Annotated in this window: 19 protein-coding genes; 11 read left to right on the top strand and 8 right to left on the bottom strand. The window is 41.5% G+C overall.

Going from position 1 to position 25,708, the window contains the following annotated elements:
* Positions 1–70 precede the first annotated feature (70 nt).
* Both VB740_RS28030 and VB740_RS28025 read right to left on the bottom strand, forming a co-directional pair.
* Complete coding sequence (locus VB740_RS28030) at positions 71–571, bottom strand: fatty acid hydroxylase (RefSeq protein ID WP_323203120.1); 501 nt, start codon at positions 569–571, stop codon at positions 71–73.
* A gap of 1,166 nt (positions 572–1,737) precedes the next feature.
* The gene (locus VB740_RS28025; RefSeq protein ID WP_323203119.1) at positions 1,738–1,917 is read right to left on the bottom strand and encodes a CopG family transcriptional regulator; all 180 of its coding nucleotides are present in this window, start codon (positions 1,915–1,917) and stop codon (positions 1,738–1,740) included.
* A 440-nt stretch (positions 1,918–2,357) separates the two neighbouring features.
* Here VB740_RS28025 and VB740_RS28020 point away from each other — a divergent pair, with 440 nt between their 5' ends.
* Positions 2,358–5,927 (top strand): NB-ARC domain-containing protein, encoded by a 3,570-nt coding sequence (locus VB740_RS28020; RefSeq protein ID WP_323203118.1) that lies wholly within the window; start codon positions 2,358–2,360, stop codon positions 5,925–5,927.
* 361 nt (positions 5,928–6,288) lie between these two features.
* The gene (locus VB740_RS28015) at positions 6,289–6,666 is read left to right on the top strand and encodes a hypothetical protein (RefSeq protein WP_323203117.1); all 378 of its coding nucleotides are present in this window, start codon (positions 6,289–6,291) and stop codon (positions 6,664–6,666) included.
* Between the two features lie 106 nt (positions 6,667–6,772).
* Here VB740_RS28015 and VB740_RS28010 read toward each other — a convergent pair whose 3' ends face one another.
* Complete coding sequence (locus tag VB740_RS28010) at positions 6,773–7,369, bottom strand: pentapeptide repeat-containing protein (RefSeq protein WP_416290786.1); 597 nt, start codon at positions 7,367–7,369, stop codon at positions 6,773–6,775.
* A gap of 218 nt (positions 7,370–7,587) precedes the next feature.
* On the opposite strand from VB740_RS28010, the gene VB740_RS28005 reads away from it, so the two are divergent.
* Both VB740_RS28005 and VB740_RS28000 read left to right on the top strand, forming a co-directional pair.
* Positions 7,588–8,217: a DNA-directed RNA polymerase subunit alpha C-terminal domain-containing protein gene (locus VB740_RS28005; RefSeq protein ID WP_323203116.1), complete on the top strand. Its 630-nt coding sequence runs from the start codon at positions 7,588–7,590 to the stop codon at positions 8,215–8,217.
* Between the two features lie 112 nt (positions 8,218–8,329).
* On the top strand, positions 8,330–8,857 hold the full coding sequence (locus VB740_RS28000) for a YraN family protein (RefSeq protein ID WP_323203115.1): 528 nt from the start codon (positions 8,330–8,332) through the stop codon (positions 8,855–8,857).
* Positions 8,858–8,927: 70 nt separating this feature from the next.
* Here VB740_RS28000 and VB740_RS27995 read toward each other — a convergent pair whose 3' ends face one another.
* On the bottom strand, positions 8,928–9,317 hold the full coding sequence (locus tag VB740_RS27995) for a hypothetical protein (protein ID WP_323203114.1): 390 nt from the start codon (positions 9,315–9,317) through the stop codon (positions 8,928–8,930).
* 272 nt (positions 9,318–9,589) lie between these two features.
* Between VB740_RS27995 and queA the strand changes: the two genes are divergently transcribed.
* The 3 genes from queA to VB740_RS27980 all read left to right on the top strand — a co-directional run bounded on the left by queA (position 9,590) and on the right by VB740_RS27980 (position 12,912).
* Positions 9,590–10,762 (top strand): tRNA preQ1(34) S-adenosylmethionine ribosyltransferase-isomerase QueA, encoded by a 1,173-nt coding sequence (gene queA, locus VB740_RS27990; RefSeq protein ID WP_323203113.1) that lies wholly within the window; start codon positions 9,590–9,592, stop codon positions 10,760–10,762.
* A 295-nt stretch (positions 10,763–11,057) separates the two neighbouring features.
* A complete protein-coding gene (locus tag VB740_RS27985) occupies positions 11,058–11,681 on the top strand; it encodes a serine acetyltransferase (protein WP_323203112.1) in 624 nt (207 codons plus the stop codon).
* A 100-nt stretch (positions 11,682–11,781) separates the two neighbouring features.
* On the top strand, positions 11,782–12,912 hold the full coding sequence (locus VB740_RS27980; protein ID WP_323203111.1) for a tetratricopeptide repeat protein: 1,131 nt from the start codon (positions 11,782–11,784) through the stop codon (positions 12,910–12,912).
* Positions 12,913–13,026: 114 nt separating this feature from the next.
* Here VB740_RS27980 and VB740_RS27975 read toward each other — a convergent pair whose 3' ends face one another.
* The gene (locus tag VB740_RS27975; RefSeq protein WP_323203110.1) at positions 13,027–13,722 is read right to left on the bottom strand and encodes a TrkA family potassium uptake protein; all 696 of its coding nucleotides are present in this window, start codon (positions 13,720–13,722) and stop codon (positions 13,027–13,029) included.
* 151 nt (positions 13,723–13,873) lie between these two features.
* A complete protein-coding gene (locus VB740_RS27970) occupies positions 13,874–15,211 on the bottom strand; it encodes a TrkH family potassium uptake protein (protein ID WP_323203109.1) in 1,338 nt (445 codons plus the stop codon).
* A gap of 237 nt (positions 15,212–15,448) precedes the next feature.
* Here VB740_RS27970 and VB740_RS27965 point away from each other — a divergent pair, with 237 nt between their 5' ends.
* Positions 15,449–16,291 carry a methyltransferase domain-containing protein gene (locus VB740_RS27965; protein ID WP_323203108.1) on the top strand — a complete coding sequence of 281 codons (843 nt, stop codon included), beginning with the start codon at positions 15,449–15,451 and terminating at the stop codon, positions 16,289–16,291.
* A gap of 353 nt (positions 16,292–16,644) precedes the next feature.
* Positions 16,645–17,427: an ABC transporter ATP-binding protein gene (locus VB740_RS27960; protein WP_323203107.1), complete on the top strand. Its 783-nt coding sequence runs from the start codon at positions 16,645–16,647 to the stop codon at positions 17,425–17,427.
* A 223-nt stretch (positions 17,428–17,650) separates the two neighbouring features.
* Here the strand turns inward: VB740_RS27960 and VB740_RS27955 are convergent, their stop codons facing one another.
* Positions 17,651–18,313, bottom strand: coding sequence for a GIY-YIG nuclease family protein (locus tag VB740_RS27955; RefSeq protein ID WP_323203106.1), 663 nt, complete (start codon positions 18,311–18,313; stop codon positions 17,651–17,653).
* A gap of 124 nt (positions 18,314–18,437) precedes the next feature.
* Here VB740_RS27955 and VB740_RS27950 point away from each other — a divergent pair, with 124 nt between their 5' ends.
* Positions 18,438–19,367: a sugar ABC transporter permease gene (locus tag VB740_RS27950; RefSeq protein ID WP_323203105.1), complete on the top strand. Its 930-nt coding sequence runs from the start codon at positions 18,438–18,440 to the stop codon at positions 19,365–19,367.
* Between the two features lie 44 nt (positions 19,368–19,411).
* Positions 19,412–20,239 (top strand): Rpn family recombination-promoting nuclease/putative transposase, encoded by an 828-nt coding sequence (locus tag VB740_RS27945; RefSeq protein ID WP_323203104.1) that lies wholly within the window; start codon positions 19,412–19,414, stop codon positions 20,237–20,239.
* A 15-nt stretch (positions 20,240–20,254) separates the two neighbouring features.
* Here VB740_RS27945 and VB740_RS27940 read toward each other — a convergent pair.
* Positions 20,255–25,708, bottom strand: a 5,454-nt coding sequence (locus VB740_RS27940; RefSeq protein WP_323203103.1) for a translocation/assembly module TamB domain-containing protein, incomplete at its 5' end; no start/stop codon positions are given.

The following is a 25,708-nucleotide window of genomic DNA, read 5'->3' as shown; positions in this document are numbered from 1 at the left end:
TCAACCCAACCTACATTGAGAAGTTTTATTATAAGTAATCACCCGAACTTGATATAAGCGGTAGCTTCAGTTAGATCCGAGAGTAGCGAAAACGAAGTCTGAGTAGCCGAAGCCAGCGTAACCACATTTGTGCAGGTTGTTCAAAAAACGTGAAAATATCACCAAAACCCAAATTAGTTTTGTGATGGTGCAACCAGTGTCTCTCAGGAGTAGTAATAAATAGAATTTGGCATAAAATTTTTACAGACTTTGAAGTTTGCCAACCTAGTACACTTATGTGTCTCCACCATACATGAAACTGACCAAGCAGTAATCCAGAGATAACGCCGATGGGAGAGAAAGACCACAAGACTACTGCTATCAGTACATAAGGTAAAGCTCCCAAGATACCATCTAAAAGAACCTGGGTATTAAAAGTCAAAATAGCGTAGTGACGGAAGTCCTTCTTCCAAGAGTGGTGCGTTTTTAAATGTAGGCTACCAAAAACGTGCTCGGGTACGTGGTAAAAAAATGTAGATAGAAAATCGCCAAAAAACAGTAATAACCAAGCAACAGCGATAGCCTCAAGCATTTATGTTCCTCAAGAATAGTTAAGAAAACTCCACAGAAAATATGCAAATTTGATGCTGTAGGCGTAGACACACGATTTTCTACTATGCAAGCATCATCTGTGCATTTCATCCGTCTACACTCCAGTTAATTTGGCTCAGAGTAAATGTAATTGGGTGAGTTGCAGTTTCATGAATCTACAATCCTTAATGCAGTAAACAGCAACTTGTAAAAACCTCCAATTTGCCTTCTAGCTCTGGATTAATGGTAAAAATGCATCTAAATTCCTACGAAAATGCCGTACTTTACCATAGTTACTAGACAATCTTCTTACTAAGGCATACAGTGTAAGCAAAGGTTGAGTTAAAATTAGTACAAATTTAGGTTAAGACGCTCTTTTGTATTATTAATACCAAACTGATAGCAATTAAGCTTTAATTAAAAATCTAATCAGAACGATAGAGATAGGCATTCTGCAAAGTTAACCTAGGTTATCAAAGTGAGAAAAGCGGGTTGAGAATTAAATTGAGAGGCGGCAAAATTTGGAGCATATAGAATTAACTATAGGACTCATATTTGATTGCGTGAAAAAACTCCGTACAAACCAAAAAGCCTTCTTGACTATTGCCTTGTGCCGACGCTCCCTACGTTCCCTGCGGGATGCTACGCAAACGCGCAGCATGTCGCAGACAGACGCTAAAAGCGTAGCTGTTCATTCTTATCTAAATATATAAGCATTAGAATTTGGTGAATTGGAGGTATTAAATTAACGAATGGTAATTTTTTGTGAGGATTGAGAGGGACGTAAAAAAAATTGAGTTAAAGCGTGCTACGCCGACCGTAAAGGAGCACAGTACGCCGAAGACAAGATGACGTGAGAACTATTATTGAGTTGCACAATAAAAAGTGAGAGACAAAAGTGAGAGACTGTTTCTTTGGTTCGGCGGCTATTCTTACTCTGTGGTCACTTCCGTCATAAAATAATTTTTAACTCTTGTTTTTAGTATTTTCACAACAAACAACAGTCTTGAAATAGCAAATATCCAGTCGTAAGGGTCTAATCTATGATTAACGCTCTTGAATGACTTTTGACAGAGTAAATTTAAAAACCTTTGTCCAAATCTGCAACCCCTTATACTTTAGCTATAACTCTTTTATAATGAGGCTTTTCAGACTTGGCGTGAAAAGTCAAGGCAAGGCTTGAATAAGCTCCCGAATTACATCTATTGCTGGTCTGCCTGTTTGTTGACAATACTTTTCAAGGTTCTGAGCTTCATCTGATGTCAAGTTTAAAGTAATTCGCTTAAGCGCCCTTTTTTTATTGGAGGTTGCCAAACGAGGAAATTTAAGTGCAGCAGTTTTATTCATTGATTGATAGGCTAGATATATACAAACTTTCTTTATCAAGCTTGCCAATTCAGAGACGTCTTTACCAGTGAAAATCGAGATTTTGAGATTGAACTTAAGCTTTACGGTCCAAACATATTACTGAAAATCCCAGGTATTAAATAAATAGCAGCACACGTAATGGCAGATTCATTACGTCTGTAGCAGAAGCTTTCAGATGAAAAGCTTATGTCAGCAATGCTGTACAGGCCAGATTGTCTATTGAGAAAGCGGTGTTGAATTCCTGAAACGAGTTGATTCCTAAAGGTGGCTTGCATCAGTAAATATTTTGGCTATACACCTCTTTAAAATCCTCTGCAACATGAGATTATTCATTTGTGATAATTATCACCTCATATCTATAGCAACCTAGTAGATAATTCTTTTTTGTCAAAGGCAATTACCCAAACGTGAGTTAATACATGACTTTACAGAATTGGAGACGCAAGCGTGGCGTTGCACTTACTAACAGGGGGTTACAAAAAATTAAAGAAGCAAAGCATCAGTCAGAAGCAAAGGAAAATTTTGGAAACAGGTATACTCTCGAAGAAATAAGCGCACGCTCTGGGTTATATTCCGGTACCATCTCGAAAGTACTAAATCGCGAAGGAGGAGTTGACAAACAGACTATTGAAAAGCTTTTCTCGGCTTTTCAGTTAAAAATAGATAAAAGTGACTATTCAAGCTCAAATACTCGCTTAGATTGGGGAGAAGCTATTTTTAACCCAGTTTTTTATGGACGTATAGAAGAACTTACCACGCTAGAGCAATGGATACTCAATGAGCATTGCCAATTAGTGGCAGTGTTGGGAATAGGAGGCATTGGTAAAACTGCGCTGTCTGTAAAGCTTGCTCAACAGATTCAGGAGAACTTTGAGTATGTTATCTGGCGATCGCTACGAGAAGCTCCGCCTGTTAAAATTATTCTAAGTAACCTGATCCAATTTCTATCTGACGAACAGGAAACAGAAGTTAACTTACCAGAAAACTTTAGCGATCGGGTATCGAGACTACTCTATTATTTACAAAATCATCGCTGTTTGGTGATTCTTGATAATGCAGAGTCAATTCTCCGCAGTGGGAGTAGAGCCGGACTTTATCGAGAAGGATATGAGGAATATGGTGAGCTTTTAAGACGGGTAGGAGAAGCAATTCACGAAAGCTGCTTAGTACTGACTAGCCGTGAAAAACCTAGAGAAGTGGCATTATTGGAAGGACAAGCACTAGCTGTTCGCTCATGGCCACTGAGTGGCTTGAAGGTGGCGGAAGGGCAAGAAATCTTAAAACTCAAGGGGCTATCGGCGGCAGAGGATGAATGGAAAGTAATGATTGAGCGTTATGCAGGCAATCCATTAGCCTTAAAGATAGTTGCCACGACGATTAAAGATGTTTTTGATGGTAATGTGACTGGATTTTTGCAACAAAACACGGCTGTTTTTGGAGACATTCGCGATATCTTAGAGCAGCAATTTGAGCGTTTGTCAAATTTAGAAAAGGATATCATGTATTGGCTAGCGATTAATCGTGAGCCTGTTACACTTTCAGAATTGCGAGAAGATATTGTATCACCAGTACCACAAGCAAAATTACTAGAGGCTCTGGAATCTTTAGGAAGGCGATCTCTAATCGAAAAGGCTTCTCTACGAGACGCTAATCTGATGCCAACGCCTACGCTAATTGAAAAAAGTGAAGCACTATTCACACTTCAGCCTGTGGTCATGGAGTATATGACTAGTAGATTAATAGAACAGGTCTGTGAAGAGATTGTCACTCAGAATATTGACTTGTTTCGGTGTCATGGTTTGATTAAGGCGACTGGTAAAGACTATGTTAAAGATATTCAGGTTCGCCTTATCCTTAAACCAGTCATAGATGGGTTGCTTAACGACTTAAGAAGCAAAAAAAATATTGAAAGTCAGTTAACTCAAATTCTTGCAAGGCTGCGAGAAGAATCTCCTCTAGAACCAGGGTATACGGCTGGCAATATTCTCAATCTGCTTTGTCATCTAGAGACGAATCTAAGTGGCTATGATTTTTCTTATCTAACAGTTTGGCAAGCAGACCTACGCAATGTAAATTTACACAATGTAAATTTTACTCACGCCAATTTAAGTAAATGTGTTTTTGCTGAAACTCTGGGAGGGATTCACTCAGTGACATTCAGCCCTGATGGAAAACTTTTGGCGACAGGAGATACTAATAATGAGATTCGTCTGTACCAGGTTGCGGATGGAAAACAACTGCTTACCTGCAAGGGACACAAGGGTTGGATCTGGCCGGTTAGTTTTAGTCCGGATGGTCGTATTCTCGCCAGTGGCAGTGACGACCAAACAGTCAAGCTATGGGATATTAGCAGTGGGCAATGCCTTGCCACCTTAGAGGGTCATAGTGGTGGAATCTGGTCTGTTTGCTTCAGTCCGGATGGTAATATGGTAGCAAGTAGCAGTGAAGACACAACGGTAAGGTTGTGGGATGTCAGCAGCGGTCAATGCATTAAGACTCTACAGGGGTCCAGTCGTGTCTGGACAGTCGCATTTAGTCCTGATAGTACAATGCTTGCTAGTGGTAATGATGATCACACGGTGAGACTGTGGGATATCAGGAGTGGTCAATGTATCAAAATATTGCTAGGACATACCCATAGGGTGCAGTCTGTTGCCTTTAGCTTGAATGGTTCGCTAGCTAGTGGTTGTCATGACCAAACATTAAGGGTGTGGGATATCAGCAGTGGTCAATGTCTTCAAATTCTGCAAGGTCATACTGACTTAATAAATTCAGTTGCCTTTAGTTTAGATGGTCGTAAGTTGGCAAGTGGGAGTGATGACCAAACAGTTAAGCTGTGGGATGTGAGTACGGGTGGATGCATCAAGACTCTGAAAGGACATGGTAGCAAGGTGTGGTCAGTTGCCTTTAATCCTAATAGTACAACGCTAGCGAGTGGTAGTGATGACCAAACGGTTAAGCTATGGGATGTGAGTACAGGTGGATGCCTTAAGACCTTCCAAGGTTACTGTAATGGGATATGGTCAGTTACCTTCAATCCTCAAGGCACCATGCTTGCTAGTGGTAGTGGTGACCAAACGGTGAGGTTATGGGATGCCAGCACTGGTGAATGCTTCAAAACATTGCGGGGGCATAGTAATCGGGTTACATCAGTTTCTTTCAACCCAGGCGGTAGCATCCTTGCTAGTGGTAGCGAGGATTTAACGGTGAAACTATGGGATATTAACACCAGTAGATGTCTCAAAACTTTGCACGGACATAGTAATAGAATATTATCAGTCGCCTTTAGTCCCAATGGCACAATGCTGGCCAGTGGTAGTGAAGACCAAACAATAAGACTGTGGGATGTTAGCACTGGGCAATGTTTGCGGATTCTGGAGGGACAAACTCATCGGGTATGGTCAGTCGCTTTCAGCCCAGACGGTCATACATTAGCCTGCGGTTGTCACGATCAAACAGTAAGGCTGTGGGATGTTAGTACTGGGCAATGTTTGCGGATTCTGCAAGGTCATACTGATTGGATTTGGTCAGTTGCCTTTAGTCCTGATGGTACGACATTGGTAAGTAGCAGCGGTGACCAAACAGTAAAACTATGGAATATTAGCACCGGATTGTGTCTTAAAACTTTGCATGGGCATACTAATTGCGTATATTCCGCTGCCTTTAGTATGGATGGTTGCACATTAGCAAGTGGTAGCGGAGACCAAACTGTGAAGCTGTGGGATGTCAGCACAAGCAACTGCGAGAAAACTTTATCAGCACACACTAAGTTAATTTGGTCAGTTGCTTTTAATCCTAAAGGTAATACTTTAGCTAGTAGCAGTGAAGATGGAAAGATTAAGCTTTGGAATATTTTGACAGGTGAATGCCTGAAAATTTTTTTTAGCTCTAGACCTTATGAAGCCATGAACGTTACTGCTATTACAGGTGTAACTTTGGCGACTGTTGCTACTCTAAAAGCTTTAGGAGCGGTTGAGCATAAAGATTAGCAGTACTTTAGTACTACTACAGTGATTGTCCTTTGTTCTTCATTCAATATCTTGAAATGCTCTCAAATTCTACACTTGTCGTTGACAAAACAAATATTTTTGAAGCAAGTGAAATTGTGAACTTGTCACCCTCACCTTGATCTATCCTGCCTTATACCAATTCTATGTGAGGCTGGATAGAACCGTAAAATTCACTATACTTTGAAAAATATTGCAGCTATTTATTTAGTGCTTTACGCTTCCCATAAAGTGTTACGAACTAGTATAACAGCTTGCTCTGTCTTGATTTCAGTGCTTTTACCCTGCCAGAACCGCTTTGATTGCGGGTAGAAATATAGGAAATCTTATATTGTTGAAGCGTATGTATTTTAAGATAAGCGGCATGGTGGGAGCGATCGCTATTTTATTGAGCAGTGGCAGTGCGTTCGCTCAAGATGCAGAAAGATATATTACTGTGGGGCATGATAAATTAGGAAACAGCGTAGCTCTGGACACGGAAACGATTAAGGGCACGACATACAAGCTTTATGGGATGTATGGAGATGGCGTCTTCGAGACTACCTTCGATGCATCGTGCCAAGAATCGCGCCTTTTTCTCAATCGCATTGCCATTTACGGTTCAGAAGGACAGCTACTTGAAGAGGATAAGGAGAAAGGAGAAATACCTTTTGTAGCAAGTTCTTCACCAGGCAAAGGCATGAAAATTGTTTGTCAAAAGATTGGTGCCCTTGGTTGGTAGTTGCTCAATATTTTAGAAGTAGGGAATGGGGAATGGGGAAGAAGCAAGGGAGAAGAGTTTTCCCCTCTGCCCCTCTTTTCAATGCCCCATGTCCAGTTAGGAAATACTAAGGACAAAACAACGTGTCACGCGTATCTCGTCCTGTAATCGGATTAGTTCCCTTGGCAAGTTTGCACAATTTTTTTTGCTCATCCGAACGCAGTAGCGTATCGGTAAAATCTGCCCCATCAATGATTGCACCATCAAATCTGGCGTTAGCAGCAAACGCACCCTCCAACAGTGCATTTGTCAAATTTGCTCTAACTAAACGAGCCGAGTCTAAAGTGGAATTTCTCAAGTCAGCTCCCTCCAAGTTCGCAGACTCCAAATTTGCTGCAAAGAAACTGACACCGTGCAAATCAGCGTGGCTAAAGTTGCTCTGGCGAAGATTAGCTTTGGTAAAGCTGGAGTCTGTTAAATCACGTCCTGAGAAATCAGCCTCGACCAAAATTTCTTTGTTATATTCGAGTGCCAAAGCTGTTGGAGCCAAACCTACGGTTGTAGTGATGCCAATTATTCCCCACAAAAATAAGCTGAGTATATTTGCCCAAATTTGATTGTCTATTTTACACTTCAACTTCAACTTTGTTCGGGATGATTCGAGTGTAGAACCCTCTGTGCGTAGGCGTAGCCCAGAGCAGGCATCGCTTAACTTAGAATTTATAAAATTCATAATATTTTTAATCAATGGCTAACCTTCCTCCATCTCATTATATGAACGCAATATAGGCACTTTCAGCCTACTATCTCTAATTTTCTACTAAATTTCTAGTATTTACTATTTTTAGTACCTTTGTTCTGATGATTTGTCTATATTGTCAACATCGTATACATTATGATATATAAACTGTATACACTGTTGACAATACAAAAAGAGAATAGATGGGAAAAAAAACCAAAGAATCGCCTATTGTAAGCTTCCGTGTGCCACATTCTGTTGTCGAAAAGTTAATTACAGAAGGCAGATTGAAGCCTAACCATATAAAGTCAGAGTTATCCAACTTAATCAAAAATGACTGGTTAACCTCTGTTGATGCCGGTGTAGAACCGACTGTGAGTGTAAATACTGTTTATGAGCAACTAGCAAAAATAGATAGAGTTCTAGAAATACTTGAGGACAATAACCCTTACAGGTTTATTGATACCAATGTAGACAGTGTTGACAAAATTAATTTTTCTCAAAGCATAGACTCAATCTCGCCGGATAATCAGCTTGTAGAGGTTGCCAATAGTAATGTACATCCCGTAGAGGAAATAAATGGGGATAATAAACCTGTAAGCGTTGTTGATGAAAACAGTATTGAGTCATTGAATTTGAAAAAAAATACTTATACGGCGCTTAAAGATGCACAAGTTAACACAATAAAAGATTTAAATAAATATGGTGTCACAGGCTTGCGAACGCTGAAAAATCTGGGACATAAATCTGTATCTCAGATAGTTGAAGCATTGCAAAGCCGAGGGATTGAGTTACCACAGTTACCAGACTCGGAACACACGCCTTCTCTCTGAGCAGTAATTCCAAAAGCTACGCGCTAGGACTTGATTAGCCATTTTCAATATCGCGGTGTAAAATTCGTTGTAGGCTGTAGATCACAGGTTCTACAGCCTAGCTGGCATTTATATGAACTTTCCAAATATTGGCCAATTAGGAGAAAACCTAGTAGCCCAATGGTTGCAATCTAAAGGTTGGATAATTCTCCACCGTCGCTTTTCTAGTCGCTGGGGAGAAATCGATATAATAGCTCAACATGATGGAGAATCTGGGACAGCACAGGAGCATGGCGAGAACTTCTCACAAGCTAAACGCCCCGCTACCGCTAACAGCACTCAGCACTCATTACTAGCTTTTGTTGAGGTGAAAACGCGTAGTTCAGGTAGTTGGGATGCAGGGGGAAAAAGTGCAATCACTCCACAAAAGCAAGCAAAAATCTGGCGGACAGCTGGAATGTTTTTAGCCCAGTACCCTGAAAAGGCAGATTATTCTTGCCGATTTGATGTTGCTATTGTCTACTGTCAAAGGGTATCAAAAAATCTGACTGTGGTTACATCAACCCAGGAAGCTCTAACTACTTCATCAGCCGCCGGATACAACTTTAGGCTGCAAGAATATATTCTTGCAGCTTTTGACTCTTCGATTGATAATGGTTAATTGGCAATGGATAAAATATTTTAATTACCAATGACCAATAATTTTGTAGTGGCGTTACAACCAAATAGAGTCACGCCAAAGTTTCTGGACAATAACCTAAGCCCCGGACAAACTGTTGCCGGAACGCCTCGATTTCGTCTCTCTCTGGGCTACCATGAGAAACGATCGCTACCTGATAGCGACGCATCACGTCTACAGGGCACTGTCCCGCTTCCAAACTCCAAAGTGCCATTTGCACCCTCATTGGCGGATCGTAGCTAATTCCTAATTCATTTAGAAAAGCGCGAAAGTCGCCATCTTCTTGAGGTGAGACTTGACCTTTGAGTTTGATTCTAACCACCCAGCCATCAATTTGATGAATTACGGTGACGAAAGCAACTGGTGTCTGGGGTCTAGCGTGCAGGTGTTGAACGACCCTCAGGGTTAGACTGGCATTTGCCAGATAGTACAAGTATTCCATGTTTGTTGGTGCTTGGGATCAAAGCCAATCCTACATATCTATATTCGTCAATCAATGCCTGTTCCCGGTAGGGTAAAAGCCCCCGTTTTTAGATGGGGAGGTTTACCCAATTTTTATGTTAATTTTTCCGTGTTACTTAATAGTAACAATCTTATAGCCTTGCGAGAAAATTAAGCGAAGATGCCTTAAAGTTCCTTTAAAAGGTAAAGCTCAAACCAACTTTTTTAAAAGAGTATAAATACTAAATAAAGTAAAAACTACTAAAAGCCAATTTGAAAGACACCTCTCGCCCACAAGAAAAAAATTTTGAATTAGATTGCTCGGTAGCCGGCTATGACTACGAACTACCTCCAGAACTCATTGCCCAAAACCCAGCAGTTCCTAGAGATAGCTCACGGTTACTCGTGGTTGATTCTCCGACTACAGGCATCGAAACAGCACCCTTGCACCACATTTTCCATGATTTGCCTGCACTGCTGCGCTCTGGTGATTTGTTAGTTATGAACAATACAAGAGTCATTCCAGCGCGACTATATGGCCATAAATCCACTGGTGGGAAAATCCAGGTGTTGCTCTTAGAAGAACGCCAGTACAACTGTTGGTTAGCTTTAGTTAAGCCAGGAAAAAGCTTCAAACAGGGAACGAAGATTATTTTTGAAGCAAAGGGAGTGGGGAGAGTAGGGGGAGATGAGGGAGATAAAGAAATTAATTCATCCCCCTCATCCTCCTCATCCTCTCATCTCCTAACGGCTACGGTTTTGGAAACAGACGCAGCAACCGGGGGGCGTTTGTTGCAATTTGATGTGCCAGAGGGAAAATCTTTGGTGCAACTGTTAGATGTATTTGGTGAAGTCCCGCTACCACCGTACATTACTACCTCAGAAGCGGCTGATGATCAGTATCAGACAGTTTATGCCCAACAACCAGGAGCGATCGCAGCTCCTACGGCAGGACTACATTTTACTCCAGAATTATTACAAAAGTTGCGCGATCGCAATATCCATCAAGCTTTTATAACGCTGCACGTTGGTGTAGGTACATTTCGCCCTGTGGAAGTGGAGGATGTAACTACCCACCAGATGCACGAAGAATGGATTGAGGTCCCCGCCGCTACAGTAGAGCAAATCCGCGCCACTAAAGCAGCTGGTGGTCGAATTATTGCTGTAGGAACAACGGCAGTACGAGCCTTAGAAGGGGCGGCTCAATCTGGGGATTTACAACCATTTTGCGGCAAAACAGACTTGTTTATTTATCCCGGCTACCAATGGCGGGTGGTGGATGGTTTAATTACCAATTTTCACCTGCCGCGTTCCAGTTTGCTGATGTTGGTAAGTGCGCTGATTGGCAGACAACGGTTATTGAATATATACAACGAAGCGATCGCTTTTGGATATCGCTTTTATTCATTCGGCGATGCAATGCTAATTTTGCCGTCAGCCATTTAGAGCACTGATTCATTGAAATCCCCAAAATAGGTTTCTGTTCTGGGGAAGGCCAGACTTTAGTTCAACTATATCGAACAAACTGGGGCTTTTTGTCACAATTTTGAATACTGAATCGATGTTATAAACCCCGCGTAAGTATATTATATAGGAATCCGCCTTGGCTCTTGCCTATTCTTTATTGCCTTCCTACGCAAGGAATTTCAAAAATCAAAGCAAATTACGATATTTAAAGTTGCTGTTGTTTAGCTAATTTTACTTTTTTCAGATAATTACAATATCCAGTGTGAGTAATGTTATGCGTAATTTCATAATTAAGTTTGCCCAAGCTATTAGACAGATATTAAGTGCGCCGATGCTCATATTGTTTATCTTCAGTAAAAATAAAGAAGTGATTATTTTAGATGTAAGGCAATGGATCAAGAAAGCTGATAATATGAAAGAATCTAGCCCAGACTGGGTTAATTTGATATATTTGCTTTCCATATATCCAGAATTTAGAAATATTTATTATTACAGAATTAAGCAGGATGACCCGATTGGTTTTGTTCTTATCCAAATTTTCAAAATTTTATATAAACAATGTCCATCCCTGTTTATTGAGTCTGATAATATTGGTTCCGGGCTATTTCTTAAACATGGATTCAGTACGATAATATCAGCAGAGAGTATTGGTGAAAATTGCTCCGTTAGTCAACAGGTTACAGTCGGCTATAACACTAAGGGTCGTCCCATAATTGGTAACAATGTAAGCATCGGTGCAGGAGCAAAAGTAATTGGTAAAGTAACTATAGATGATAATGTCAAAGTGGGGGCGAATGCAGTTGTAGTCAAAAATGTTCCCAAAAATTGTGTTGTTGTCGGGGTTCCAGCTTATATAGTCAGGAGAGATGGCATAAAAGTAAAAGAGCAGTTGATTTGAATTTGTTTATTAATAAGAGTGTTTTTGATTTGTGATTTTTCATGCTGTGGTGGGTACTCTGACTTATAAAGATCCAAGAATAAGTACAGGTATGCCACTCATGTCTAAAAAATCTCAACCTGAACAGTGGTTACATTGGTTATTTCAGGTGACATTTCACCGAAGCCCTGTTCAGCAAAAACCCCTGCTCAGACTTCTGTTTGCTTCCTCTGCCTTATTGGTTTTAGCTGCACCGACAATTACTAATTTTCCAGAAAACAAGGTGCTAGCGCAAACCGCAGTTTCTCAGGATCTTGAAGCAGCAAGCTTTTTCCAGCAAGGAGTGACGCGCTATAACCGCCAAGACTTACAGGGTGCAGAATATGCCTTTCGTCAAGCCTTGCAGCGAGATCCTAACCTTGGGGCAGCGCGAAATTATCTGGGTAATATATTCATGGAGCAAAATCGCCTGGATGTAGCTTTACAAGAATATACAGAGGCGATTAAAATCAATCCCAACTTTAGTGAGGCTTATTACAACTTAGGGTTAGTGTTGCACCGGCAAGGAGAAAAAGAAGCAGCGATTACCGCTTATCGCCAGAGTCTTGTGATAGCTCCCACAAGGGTAGCAACGTTATATAATTTAGGTTTGGCGCTGTATGAACAAGGACAGCTTGAGGAAGCGATCGCAGCATATCAAAAAGCAATTAATCTAGATAGCAGCAATGCCAACGCTTATGTTAACTTAGCGATCGCCTTACAACAACAAGGTCAAATAGAGCCTGCGATCGTCAGTTATCGCCAAGCCTTGCAGCTAGATCCTAAAAATGCCACAGCCTACAACAATATGGCCAATTTGCTAGCAATTCATGGTCAAGCTTCTGAGGCTATTTCTGTTTATCGGCAAGCTATTCGCCTAAATCCAAAAAATGCTTCAGCCTACTATAACTTGGGAGTCACTTTATATAATCAGGGCGAGATCAAAAAAGCTAGTGGAGTATTAAAACGTGCCCACAATGAGTATCGTGAGCAAGGGAACATTGAACAAGCTGAGAAAATTGAGCAGCTAATGCAGCAAATTGCCCAGAAGTCTGGCCAACAGGAATCTCAAGCCAATCAAACAGCTACTACAAGTAATTTAGTACAAACACTTAAGCGACAAACGCCAAATCAACCAGAAACTTCAGCTAACCCTGACAATGTGCCTGTCTCAGTTGAATTTCAGCCTACTTCAACCAATTCTGGACAATAAAAAACTCAGAGTTACAAATAAAAGAAGAATTTATCCGCCAGCCGTCAGAATTTAACATCAATTCTGGCGACTGGCGCTTTTATTTTCTTTAATAGTTAATAACTCCTATCTTTTTTAGATTGGTAAACGGTTGATATCTTTATTGCAGCCAATAACTACCATTGCTGAACCACGCTCTAAACGCTTGGTGGGGTCAGGATTAATTATAAATTTACCATCCTGACTCACTGCTAGCAAATTTAAACCGTAGCGGTTACGAAGTTGAAGCTCAGTGATTGTTTTGTCGTGAAATTCATCAGGTACAATCAACTCTACAATACTGTTATCTGGGTCTAGATCAAACCGATCTAAGATTGCTGGTTTGGTAAGTGTACGCGCTAAAGCACAACCCGCTTCATACTCAGGAAAAACAACATGATCTGCTCCTACTCGCCGCAACAGTTTACGGTGAACTTCACTAGAAGCTTTGGCAACTACGTGGGGTACACCAGCTTCTTTCACATTTAGGGTAGTTATAATACTTTCTTGAACGTAGTTGCCAATCGCTATAATTACAGTATCAAATTCAAAAATTCCAGCTTCTTTGAGTGCTGCTGGTTCTGTAGAGTCTAGTTGCAAAGCATGACCAACTATTCCCTCAGTTAATGCTTCTGAAACTCGTTTTTCATCAATATCTGTCGCCAGCACTTGATAACCAAAATTGTGCAGTGTGGAACAGACAGACCTACCAAAACGACCTAACCCAATTACAGCAAATTGGTGGTTATCTTTACGTAAGCTGCGAAAAAAACCTAATGATGACAAATTCACCCTTGTTATCCTTATTATGAATCCCTGTATTTAGGGCAAAAAACTGTTATAACGCTTGAATTAAAAATTTTATTTTTTGCCTTACCATGTATATTTTATCAGTTTAGTCATGAGTTATTCTCTCCATGCCTCCCCTACTCTCTCTCCCTAACTATCCCACAAGTAAATTTTCTTCAGGATAGTGAATTCTGGTGGGGCGGGGGTCTCCTAGTACAGCAGACATCAGTAGTAAAACCCCTACTCGTCCAACGTACATAGTAACAATTAAAATGACCTTTGCTGCTGTAGAGATACTTGCTGTAATACCTGTAGAAAGCCCTACGGTGGCAAAGGCTGATACCACTTCAAACAAAATTTTAATAAAATCTAATGTTGGATCTGTGAGGCTTATTAAAATCGTAGCTAAAATCACGGTCGCTACTGAACCCACTAACACACCCACAGCTTTCAAAATTAAAGATATTGCTATTTTGCGATCATACAATAAAACTTCTTCTTTCCCTTGAAGAATAGCTTTAGTGCAACTGGTCAAGACTCTCAATGTTGTTGTTTTCATGCCTCCTCCTGTACCACCTGGACTTGCGCCAAGAAACATTAGTGCAATCGTAATAAATAGACCAGCGCTGGTCATTTTGCCAATATCGATTGTATTAAAACCAGCAGTTCTAGGAGTAACTGATTGGAACCAAGCTACTAATATTTGGTCGCGTAATTTTAGAGAGCCAAATGTTTCAGGGTTTCTGATTTCTATACAGAAAAAGGCAACAAATCCTATTACTAATAATATAATAGTTGTACTAGTTGCAACTTTAAAATCAAGAGAAAATACTTGGGGTTTAATAGATTTTTTGAAAATGCGATCGCGAAACCAAAGATACATCTCCATAATTACCTGATAACCAATGCCCCCAAAGATAATCAATAATGTAATAGTAAAGACTACTAAGAAAGACGACTGATAACCAATTAAGCTATCTTTAAACAGGCTAAAGCCAGCATTATTCCAAGCATTAATACTATGAAAAACCGCTAACCAAAGCCCGTTTCTCCATCCATGATCGGGAACAAAAGCTGGTAGTAGCAAAAATATACCACTAATTTCAAAAATCAATGTTGTGGCAATGATTGAGCGGATAACTTGGGTGCTACCACTCATTCCCGGTCGGTCTAAAGCTTGTTGAATCGCTATTTTTTGTCGTAGGTCAAATCTACGTCCAATTAGCAGAATTAAAAAAGTTGTGGTTGTCATATAACCCAACCCGCCAATTTGAGCCAACATGAGAATAAATAACTCACCCCAAAAGGAAAAATAAGTACCAGGATCAACCACTGATAAACCCGTAACACAAACTGCGGATGTTGAGGTGAAAAGTGCCACAATTGGGTCATTCCAAGTACCAGCGCTAGTCGAGAAAGGCATCATCAACAGAATAGTACCCACAGCGATGACAGCAAGAAATCCCAAACAAATTGTGCGAGCAACAGTCATAATTAATTGAAAATTTAAAATTCAAAAACTCAATCATGCTAGGCATCCCGGAAACATCCGGTATGCAATTGAGAGCAAAGGCAGCTTATTCAGGGAAAATCAGTAAATTTCTCCAGAGAAGAGAAACCGGAGTTTATTATCCCTGCAAACTAAAAGACTCTATTTTAATTAAAAACACACATGGTAGCCTATGTGTATGTTTTTTTAATTCGGCTTTGTCTTAACACTGCTTTTTTCATGAGTGCAACACTTTACGAGCAAATTCAGCAATTTTACGACGCTTCCTCCGGTCTGTGGGAACAGATTTGGGGCGAACACATGCACCACGGCTATTACGGCGCTGATGGTACCCAGAAAAAAGACCGCCGTCAGGCTCAAATTGATTTAATCGAAGAACTGCTCAATTGGGCAGGGGTACAAGCAGCAGAAAATATCTTAGATGTGGGTTGTGGCATTGGCGGCAGTTCTTTATACCTCGCACAAAAGTTTAATGCTAAGGCTACAGGGATTACATTGAGTCCTGTGCAAGCCGCAAGAGCAACGGAACGCGCCTTAGAGGCTAATTTAAATCTGAAAACACAATTCCAAGTCGCAAATGCTCAAGCAATGCCTTTTGCTGATAATTCTTTTGACTTGGTTTGGTCGCTAGAAAGCGGTGAACACATGCCAGATAAAAAGAAGTTTCTCCAGGAATGCTATCGAGTATTGAAGCCTGGTGGCAAGTTAATTATGGTGACTTGGTGTCATCGACCAACTGATGAGTCCCCACTAACGGCGGATGAGGAAAAGCATTTGCAGGATATTTATCGGGTGTATTGTTTGCCTTATGTGATTTCTTTGCCAGAGTACGAAGCGATCGCACATCAACTACCATTACATAATATCCGCACCGCTGATTGGTCAACCGCTGTCGCCCCCTTTTGGAATGTGGTGATTGATTCCGCATTCACTCCCCAAGCGCTTTGGGGTTTACTAAATGCTGGTTGGACCACCATCCAAGGGGCATTATCACTGGGATTAATGCGTCGCGGTTATGAACGTGGGTTAATTAAGTTTGGCTTATTGTGCGGCAATAAGTAAAAAGTCATATTTGAGCAAGCAAAAAGGGATATTGCAATTCTAAATGAGATTGTGAAATTAGTCGTGAAGGCAGACAATAGGCAATAGATTTTTTTCACGAATGATTTAGGATTGCTATATTACTTTCTTGTTTTGGTATATTGAGCATTAAAAGAGGTGTATTTATTTCTCATTTGAGTAATTTACGCAGTAGCGATCACCAATATTTTAATACCTTTAAGCGTTGAAAACTTAGAAGTAGTTCGGATACTCACTAAACAACATTTAGGCTATTGAATCAAACCGGATATAAAAATGCTTAATAACTCACTTAAATCCTGTAAAATTAAGTTTCTCATTTTTGAATTTTTGAAATGCCACTCGAACTGCAAAACCTCACAGGCGGTTACACCTTAGTACCAATTGTTCAAGACATTAACCTTACTCTGCAAACAGGAGAATGGTTGAGTTTAGTTGGTGCTAATGGCTCAGGTAAATCTACTTTACTCAAATTGCTGAGTCGTATTCTCTCTCCACAGCAGGGAACAGTGCTACTTGATGGCAAAGCGATTCACTCTCAACCCCCAAATCTAGTTGCACAGAAACTGGCATTATTACCGCAACAACAAACGGTTCCAGTTGGCTTAACTGTGCGACAATTAGTAAGCTTGGGACGCACGCCACATCAACCTTGGTGGCAATGGGAATTAACCGCCCAAGATTGGGACAAAGTAGAAGCTGCAATTGAAAAAACGCAACTAGAAAAATTTAGCGATCGCTTAGTCGAACAACTCTCAGGTGGTGAAAGACAACGGGCTTTTTTAGCTCTAGCACTAGCGCAAGAACCAAAAGTTTTACTATTAGATGAACCGACAACTTTTTTAGATATCAACTATCAATTGCAACTCTTGGAACTGCTTAAAGAACTGAATCAGCAGCAGGGATTAACTATTATCACAGTTTTACACGAACTAAATTTAGCAGCCCGGTATAGTTCCCGGATTGCATTATTAAAACAGGGTCATATTTGGGAAGTTGGTACACCTGAACAAGTTCTAACACCAAATGCGATCGCCCAAGTATTTGGTGTGGAATCTGTAATTATTCACACACCCGTTGGTTTACAAGTTTGTGCTATTTCTGCTGTACCCTCTTGAAACTCTTTAGTCGCTTGATTGGAAATTACCCGGTGGAAGCGCAAATCTATAATTTGCGCCCCCAGCGGGCACTACTTTGTCAACACAGACAACTAATTTAATTGACACCTAAGTAAGTTGGCACAATAAATTCAAACTATATGGAGAAAAATGAACTAAGCTAAAACCCTTATGCCTATTGCCTATTGCCTTATCCCAACGACAATTATTTACGCCGACTGATTTAAGACTTGGTTTCTTGTGTCTGTGCGTCAATAATTACACTCCAATCATCGTTTGTCACAGCAGCTTCAAGCTGACGCTGACGTTCGGCTATATTCGCATCTATTGTTTCTAACTCTTTAGAAAGGGTTGTGTCAGCCATTGCTTTCCGCAGTTTTAGCTTTTTCTCCTCGTAGGCTTGACGTTCCGCCTCTGACATTACCGCCTTTGCAGCTTCCCCTACCGTACCAGCCCACATATCGCCATCAGTTGCATTACCAGGTGGTGTACTTTCTAGTTCCGCTATCCAGGCATCTCGCAAATCTTCCATTTCTTGACGTTTGGGGAACTTGAACGCTTGCACACGTACAAAAGCACATTTTTGCTGACCATTTTGGCTAAGATGACTATTTAGGGAAAGCAACACATTCCGAGAATAGCCAATGTACTGGGTGCAGCGTTCTGCGTCTAATACTGCATAAACACCTGCAATTTTAGCGTTCTGAGTAGCTGCACTCCAAGCCTCAAGACCAATGATTTCAGTACCATCGTTTGCCAGTTCAGGGGTTATACTCACCTCAGTGGCGGTGTGTTCGTCGTCGGAACTATACAAAAATTCATGTAGTCCACGGTGGTTTATGGGAACATTTTGATGTTCAATTGGCGAGTTGTGTTGAGTTTCCATCGTAATTTATCTCCGAGTCATTAATTAGTGCTACGCAAATATATGCCTTTAGAATATTGAAGCTTAAATCTACTCACATCCCCAAATTCTTGCTGACAAAGCAAAAACACCTATTAGACCTTATATGAATCAATTAACACCTAAAAATTGGATATTCATCAAACAGCGACTGACCCCTTATTTATTTTTACTACCCGCTTTAGTTCTTTTGGGGTTAACAGTATTTTGGCCTGCACTGCAAGCGTTTTACCTCAGCTTTACCAGCTACGAAGATATTGCCCAGCCGCCACTATGGATAGGTTTTGCCAACTTCCTCAAACTTTGGAAGGATGCAGTTTTTTGGAAAACCTTGGAAAACACTTTTTTATATCTTGTGGGTGTAGTACCAATTTTAGTAATTGCTCCCCTAGTACTGGCAATTTTGGTAAATCAGAAACTGCGAGGGATGAATTGGTTTAGATCGGCATACTACACCCCAGTGGTAATTTCAATGGTGGTTGCGGGAATAGCTTGGAAATGGCTCTATGCAGAAAATGGATTACTCAATCAATTACTGAAAGCTTTGGGTCTTTTTCCAGAAGGTATTCCTTGGCTAACTAGCCCAGCAAAAATTTTTGGTATTGTACCAATTTCTCTTGCCAGCGTTATGGCTGTCACCGTGTGGAAAGGACTAGGCTACTACATGGTAATTTATTTAGCAGGGTTGCAATCAATTCCTGCTGATGTGTACGAAGCCGCTGCGATCGATGGCTCTGATGGTATCAGCAAACATTGGGATATTACCATACCTTTGATGAAGCCGTATTTAGCATTAGTGGCGGTGATTTCAGCTATTTCTGCCACCAAAGTATTTGAAGAAGTATACATCATGACCCAAGGTGGCCCACTCAGTAGCTCCAAAACGATAGTTTATTATCTATATGAGCAAGCTTTTGCTAACTTGGAAATTAGCTATGCTTGCACAATTGGTTTAGTGCTATTTTTGATAATTTTAGGGTTATCGATTTTGCGATTAGTTCTCAATCAAGAGGGAGGAGATAATATCACCATCTAATATTTACTTATAAATATATTAAAATATTTCAATATCCAGAGTGCATGAAAACAGACACGATTTTTTACACTTTATTTCAAACTCTTCCAGGTGTCTTATTTGAACTTTTGGAACAATCTGAATCCTTGGCGTTGCACTACCAATTTACCTCGGTAGAAATAAAAGAGCTAGCACGTCGTATCGATGGTTTATTCCTACCCAAACCTGACTTTCCAGAAGACATAATCTATTTTGTTGAGGTACAGTTTCAGCGCGATGACGATATTTACTGGAGAATAATAACAGAAGCTTTTCTGTATATAAATCAATATAAACCTCAACGTCGCTGGCAAGCAGTATTACTTTTTGCTCAACGCGGTCTCGACCCAGGCGTACCATTCATCTATCAAACATCATTAAATCAACAGCAAATTCGTATAATTTATTTAGACGAGTTAGATGATGTACCGTCATCTTCGATTGGGCTAGGCGTGATTAAGTTAGTCGTTGCAACAGAAGATAAAGCCGTACAGCAAGCGAAAAACTTGATAAATCAAGTACAGCAAACGGATGAAGCTAACCGTAGCAATCTCTTAGAATTAGTAGAGAGAATGCTTATCTATAAATTTGTAAACAAAACTCAGAAGGAGTTGGAAGCGATGTTTGGATTAACCGATTGGAGACAAACTAAATTTTACCAGGAAGTAAAAGAAGAAACAAAGCAGGAAGTAAAAGAGGAGGTTCGAGAAGAAACAAAGTTGGAGACTATACCCCGTTTGCTTAAGTTTGGTTTAAGTATAGAGCAAATCGCCCAAGCATTAGAATTAGATGTTAAACAGGTACGACAAGCTATTGATAAGCAAGGAGAAGAGGGAACAGCAAGTAATTCATAATTCAAAGAGAGTTATTTAAAACCGCGTTTGATACTCCACTACTGCACGGCTATCATCGGTTAAGTTAGTGGAAGCACGCACACGAAATTCGTCGTTTATCCGGTAATTAACACCCCACTGGAAAGGATCATTTGTTGTCAAAATCTTAATACTGGAAACGGAAATCTTAGAAGAAATATCAACCCCAGCTTCTGCTGCCAATTCCAAGGTTGAACTGCTCCTTCCAGCTTCGGGATTCTCAGAAATAACAGTAGGAAATATCCGTAGTTCGCTTAAGCCAAAGGTACTCCCAATCTGGTTAAAAGCTGACTGAAAATTGTTGAACACAGCCGAACCTGCGATGTTAATTAGGCCCAAAGTACTGTCGCCACGCCCTTGGGTGTCCACAAACCCACCTCCTAAAAGAGCCACAATTTCGGTTTGACTGCGTGACGGACTGCTTGTTAGTTCTAAATTTTCATTTAGCTTGCTGGCAAGACCGTTGATACTGGCTTCGACTCGAACACTCTCTAAGGCTGATAAACCTGTGGAATTTATCCGGCTAAAGTCATTACTTTGAGTTACATCGAGTACCTTGGCAAATAGCTGAATATCTAAGTTGGGGTCACGGGGTTGAGAGGGACTAAAAGTTGCGGTGTGTTTATAGCCACGAGCAAGGTTGAATTGGGTAGTAAATAAATTCACCCCACCTTGTTCTAACCGGATAGTACCATCGGGTACGGGCTGACTGATTGAGCCGTTAACTATGAGATTACCAGTTGCACGGAAGTTGAGAATAGGGGGACGCGTAATTTGGACGTTTTTACCTAGTTCTAAATCTAGATTATTAAATATAGCGATGCCTGACGGCGAGGCTATCGCCAACGCATTTCCCATCCCATTCCCAATTTCAGGTTTACTCTGCTTATTATCTTTTGTGGGTGATACACCCAGACCACTATTTGCAGATGAAGTCGCGTCGGTAGATTCCGCCAGCAATACCTGACCATCAAATAAATTTACTTTACCGCCAATTACTGGGTTAAGCGCGGAACCAGTAATCTGTAAATTGCCGCTAGCGCCTCCCTGGTAAAGTCCCTTCAGATTTAACGCTAGCTGATCGAGATTAACAGTCAGGGGATTGTTGATAGTGGCGTTTTCATTGTTGAAAATGGGAATTTCTCCAGCAACTGCTACGTTCCCACGGCTAAATCTACCCTGGAGATTCTCTACTAAGATACTGTCCGAATTAAACAGCACTCTACCTGTAACACGTCTGAGCTTACCTGGCAATGCCTGGGCTGAAAAAATAGCATTATTGACAGTAGCAATTCCATCTACTTGGGGTTTTTGCAACGTTCCGCGTACCTTGAGGTCTATTTCTCCTTCACCTTTTTCAAATACCACTTGATTAGTCAATGCGTTTAACAGTCCCAATCCCTCGTTTTCTAACTTCATGTCTAAACTGATTTGCTCACTGTCTGGTGCAACGGTTGCAAAAGGCAATTTATAAGGGATGCTGCCAGTAATATCAACAGGTTTTGGCCCAGCAACTGCTACAGTACTACCAAAGTTTAAACGTCCGTTAGCATAGCTGAAACTTGCGATCGCTGACTCTATTTTGTTCTGATTCAATAATCCTTCTGTGATTTGCAATTCCCCTCTAGCTTGGGGATTAGCAATACTGCCTGCTAACGCTGCTGTACCGTTAAGATTACCTGTGATTCCAACTGGCAGTTTGACAAAATTATTCAGTAATTGTACCGGAAAATTATTCACCCGTAACTGGCCAGATTGTTCATCACCGCCAACGTTACCCGTGAAGGCAATCAACCTATTTTGAGATTCAAGCCGTAAAGGTCGCAAACTCAAAACCCCATTTTCAAAGTTGCCTTCGGCAATAACTTTGTCGGCGGTATAATAACGATTTCGTTCTTCCTTTTTACCCCAGGCAAAGTTTTGTCCATTCAAATTAAAATCTACTGATAATCCATTTGCTGTAGCTGTATTTACAGCCACTTCCCCGTTGAAAGTCCCCTTTAAGTCTGCCAAATCTGGTATGGGAGTGGAATTAAGTCGCTGTTCTTCCTGTTCTGCTACCAAAGTTTCAATTTCAGAAAACCGTTGGATTTGGGTTAATAAGGGTTGATTTGGCGCTCCTTGGGGGGTGGTGCTTAGATCCGCTGCTGTACCGTAGATTTCTGCTGAACCACCGGGCAAATTTTGTAAATCAAATATCTGCGCTACAGTTAGAACGTCTTGGATCTCTCCCTGTTTGACGTTCAGTTTCCCTTGTAGTTGAGGCCCTTTAGGGCTTTGAGCAAAAGCACCGACAAGGGCGTAGCTACTTTTACCTTTGACAAATTCGCTGCTGGTGAGTGTGCCTTTCTCATCACTGTAGCGGAATTGAGCCGCTAATCGATCGCCTTTAAGCCGGCCAATTTGCGGATTAGCGATCGCTAAATTTCCCGTAGCTGCCAATGTCTGCTGATTAAATAGCAAATCCCCAGTTAACAAGCCAGTTATCTTACCAGCACCAAGTCGAGTAACTGGTGGCGGAGTCAAATTCAATATTTGTAAGGGGAAGTTTGCAAGTTTGAGCGCCCAATCATTCCCTTGAACATTACCTGTAGCTGATGCTTGCTGCCATTTGACTAAGAAAGATTTCGGGCGATTATTGGCATCTAAATTAAAGGCTAGGCGATCGCTATTTCCTGCCAAGTTCAAATTTAAACCGCGTCCCTGTGCTGAATCGATGTTTCCAGTTAACAACGGTTCAAAAGCAATATCTTGAACCACCAAATCTCGTAAATTAATTTGCCCTACTACATTTGGCAAGGGCAGTTTACCAGTGATTTGACCGTTAAAATCTACTCTCCCTGCCACAGCAACCTGATTAGGAAGATTGATTGGTAACTGTTTTAAGTTGTAATTTTGCGCCTGGACGTTGAGATTTAGAGCAGTAATTTCCGGGATACCTGCCTTTTTAGCATTGGCTAATATGTTACCAGTAACACTTAAACCGGGAGCAGTTGCTCGTTCAATGGTCAGCCTTTCACCACTCCAAGCGATCGCAGCACTCAGAGGTTGCTCCAAACCGGGGATACCTTGGGATAATTGCACCTGTCCAGCAGCACGCACATCAGCTAACTTGGATGATCCTAGCGTGCCAGCTAATTGCAACTGACCGCCAAACTGGCCCCGCAATTGCTGATTGAACCGATTTAATTCCACACCGGAAGCATTAACTACAGCTTGATAGCGACCATTAGCCAACTGGATATTAGAAGCTGCGATCGTTCCACCTGCAACATCCACCCGTCCCTGACCGCTGGCTTGGATAGTTTGCGGTTGGAAGGACTCAACAGAACCCGCCACGTTTGCTTGACCAGTTAACGTCCCTCGCAACTGCGGTGGTACTGCTGCTAACTGCTGCAACGGGACATTATTTGCCTGAACTTGTGCCTGATATACCCCATTAGCCACTTGGATATTAGAGGCTGTAATGGTTCCACCTGCAATATTTATCTGTCCCTGACCTCTGGCTTGGATAGTTTGCGGTTGGAAGGACTCAACAGAACCTGCCACGTTTACTAGACCAGTTAACGTCCCTCGGAACTGTGGTGGTACTGCTGCCAACTGGCGTACAAGAACATTATTCGCTTGAACTTGCGCTTGATAGACACCATTACCCACTTGGATATTATTGGCTGTAATAGTTCCACCCGCAACATTTACCCGCGCCTGACCACTGGCTTGAATAGTTTCCGGTTTAAAAGAATCAACAGAACCCGCTACGTTGAACTGACCATTTAATGCTCCTTGAAACTGCTTTGGTACTGTTGCTAACTGTTGCACAGGTACACTACTCGCTTGAACTTGCGCCTGATATACACCATTAGCCACTTGGATATTTTTAGCTGTAACCGTACCGCCGCCAATAGCAAGGCGACCTTCACCACTGCCACGGAAGGTTTTCAGGCTGAAATTATCTCTGCTACCTGCAATTTGGAACGTACCCGCCAATGGATTATTTAAAGCTGGGGGAGACTGTTTCAATATTTGCCCCAACCGTACACCATTAGCCACAAGTTGAGCCGAGAAGCTTTGGTCTTGCAGTTGGATATTAGAAACTGCAACAGTGCCGCCACCAATTTGAACTCCTGCACCATCACTGCGAATTGTGGCAATTTCAAACGGTGCTGTGCTGCCTGAAATGATGAGCCGACCATTGAACTGTGCCTCAGCCAAAGAGACATTTTGCAATTGACTTTTGTCTACAAAGGGTTCTAATTTTACCCCAGAGGCAACAGCCACAGCTTGCCAACGCTCATTGGCATAACTACCAGTTGCCCGGACTGTACCACCACTTACATTCAGAGCCACATTGCGGAAAGAGACGTTGCGATTTGGAGCGATGGCAACTTCACCAGTTCCAGGGTAAGTTCCGTTAGGAGCCTGAAACCTTACCACAGTTTGGACATCGGTAGGAGCGCCAGTTAATTGGGCTGTACCTGAGACATTGCCGATTTGGAAAGTGGGTGTTGTTTCATAAACTTTTGCGATCGCATCCCCTGGAACATTCTTGGCAGCGAAATTTAAATCCAATCGCGGGGTTTTACCAAGTTGAATTGTACCAACGCCCGTAATATCACCACCAACTTTGGCTTTACCTTGAATATCTTTCAGGGTAAGTAAAGAGGAACTAGGACTAGTAACAAGCTCAAACTTACTACTGATGCTATTAAAATCAACTTTATCAATTCGAGCAGTTTGGATTGTGGCAACTGTACCTGAGAGAATTGGCTCTTTAGTTGATCCGGTAATCTGCAAAGAAGCTTGTACTTGTCCAGCGATCGGCACAGGTAGTTTTACGTTGAGAGTCTCCTGAGCATTCGCTAAACTCACCGCATTTACACGCCCTGCCAACTTAAAGCCAGCTTGAGTATCAATGATTCCCGTAGCTACTACGGGAATTTTCCCATAGTTGGTAGTAACATTGTTTAACTGCAACTCCGTTCCCTGGAAACGGAGGTTTCCTTGGCTATTGCTCAACACTTGCGGAACTTTGGGTATTTGAAGTGTTACCCCTTGCACAGCAGCGTTGCCATACAATAAAGTTTCCTGTCCTGGTGTTAACCTAACTAACAAGTCGCCATTGGCTCGACCCGCCTGTAAGTTCACCGGTAACTTGATCAATCGAGTAATATCCTCAGCCAGCAATTCTTGTGCTTGCAACTGAAAGTTGCCCGCTAACACCTTAGAACGCGTCTCTCCCTGAATGGAAATACTGCCACCACTGTCTGCTTGACCCCCTACTTCAAACCGGATCAACTGATTGTTTGCTAAAAGTTGGGCAGAACCGTTAAGTTGAGAAAATGTTATTGGAGAGGTAGAAGATGTTGCTTCCCCTGCTCCCCCTGCTTCCCCTGCTTCCCCTGCTTCCCCTGCTTCCCCTGCTTCCCCTGCTCCCCCTGCTTCCCCTGCTCC

This window comes from Nostoc sp. UHCC 0251, from assembly GCF_034932245.1.
Taxonomy (GTDB): domain Bacteria; phylum Cyanobacteriota; class Cyanobacteriia; order Cyanobacteriales; family Nostocaceae; genus Nostoc.
This window is presented reverse-complemented; position numbering and strand designations above follow the sequence as displayed.

What these genes read in the sequence shown, in the direction of transcription:
- VB740_RS27960 (WP_323203107.1), top strand. Translation starts at nt 16,645, where the DNA reads ATGCCACTCGAACTGCAAAACCTCACAGGCGGTTACACCTTAGTACCA.
- VB740_RS27995 (WP_323203114.1), bottom strand. Translation starts at nt 9,317, where the DNA reads ATGGAATACTTGTACTATCTGGCAAATGCCAGTCTAACCCTGAGGGTC.
- VB740_RS28020 (WP_323203118.1), top strand. Translation starts at nt 2,358, where the DNA reads ATGACTTTACAGAATTGGAGACGCAAGCGTGGCGTTGCACTTACTAAC.
- VB740_RS28000 (WP_323203115.1), top strand. Translation starts at nt 8,330, where the DNA reads ATGAACTTTCCAAATATTGGCCAATTAGGAGAAAACCTAGTAGCCCAA.
- VB740_RS28030 (WP_323203120.1), bottom strand. Translation starts at nt 571, where the DNA reads ATGCTTGAGGCTATCGCTGTTGCTTGGTTATTACTGTTTTTTGGCGAT.
- VB740_RS27980 (WP_323203111.1), top strand. Translation starts at nt 11,782, where the DNA reads ATGTCTAAAAAATCTCAACCTGAACAGTGGTTACATTGGTTATTTCAG.
- VB740_RS27965 (WP_323203108.1), top strand. Translation starts at nt 15,449, where the DNA reads ATGAGTGCAACACTTTACGAGCAAATTCAGCAATTTTACGACGCTTCC.
- VB740_RS27945 (WP_323203104.1), top strand. Translation starts at nt 19,412, where the DNA reads ATGAAAACAGACACGATTTTTTACACTTTATTTCAAACTCTTCCAGGT.
- VB740_RS28015 (WP_323203117.1), top strand. Translation starts at nt 6,289, where the DNA reads ATGTATTTTAAGATAAGCGGCATGGTGGGAGCGATCGCTATTTTATTG.
- VB740_RS27970 (WP_323203109.1), bottom strand. Translation starts at nt 15,211, where the DNA reads ATGACTGTTGCTCGCACAATTTGTTTGGGATTTCTTGCTGTCATCGCT.
- VB740_RS28025 (WP_323203119.1), bottom strand. Translation starts at nt 1,917, where the DNA reads ATGAATAAAACTGCTGCACTTAAATTTCCTCGTTTGGCAACCTCCAAT.
- VB740_RS27985 (WP_323203112.1), top strand. Translation starts at nt 11,058, where the DNA reads ATGCGTAATTTCATAATTAAGTTTGCCCAAGCTATTAGACAGATATTA.
- VB740_RS27955 (WP_323203106.1), bottom strand. Translation starts at nt 18,313, where the DNA reads ATGGAAACTCAACACAACTCGCCAATTGAACATCAAAATGTTCCCATA.
- VB740_RS27950 (WP_323203105.1), top strand. Translation starts at nt 18,438, where the DNA reads ATGAATCAATTAACACCTAAAAATTGGATATTCATCAAACAGCGACTG.
- VB740_RS28005 (WP_323203116.1), top strand. Translation starts at nt 7,588, where the DNA reads ATGGGAAAAAAAACCAAAGAATCGCCTATTGTAAGCTTCCGTGTGCCA.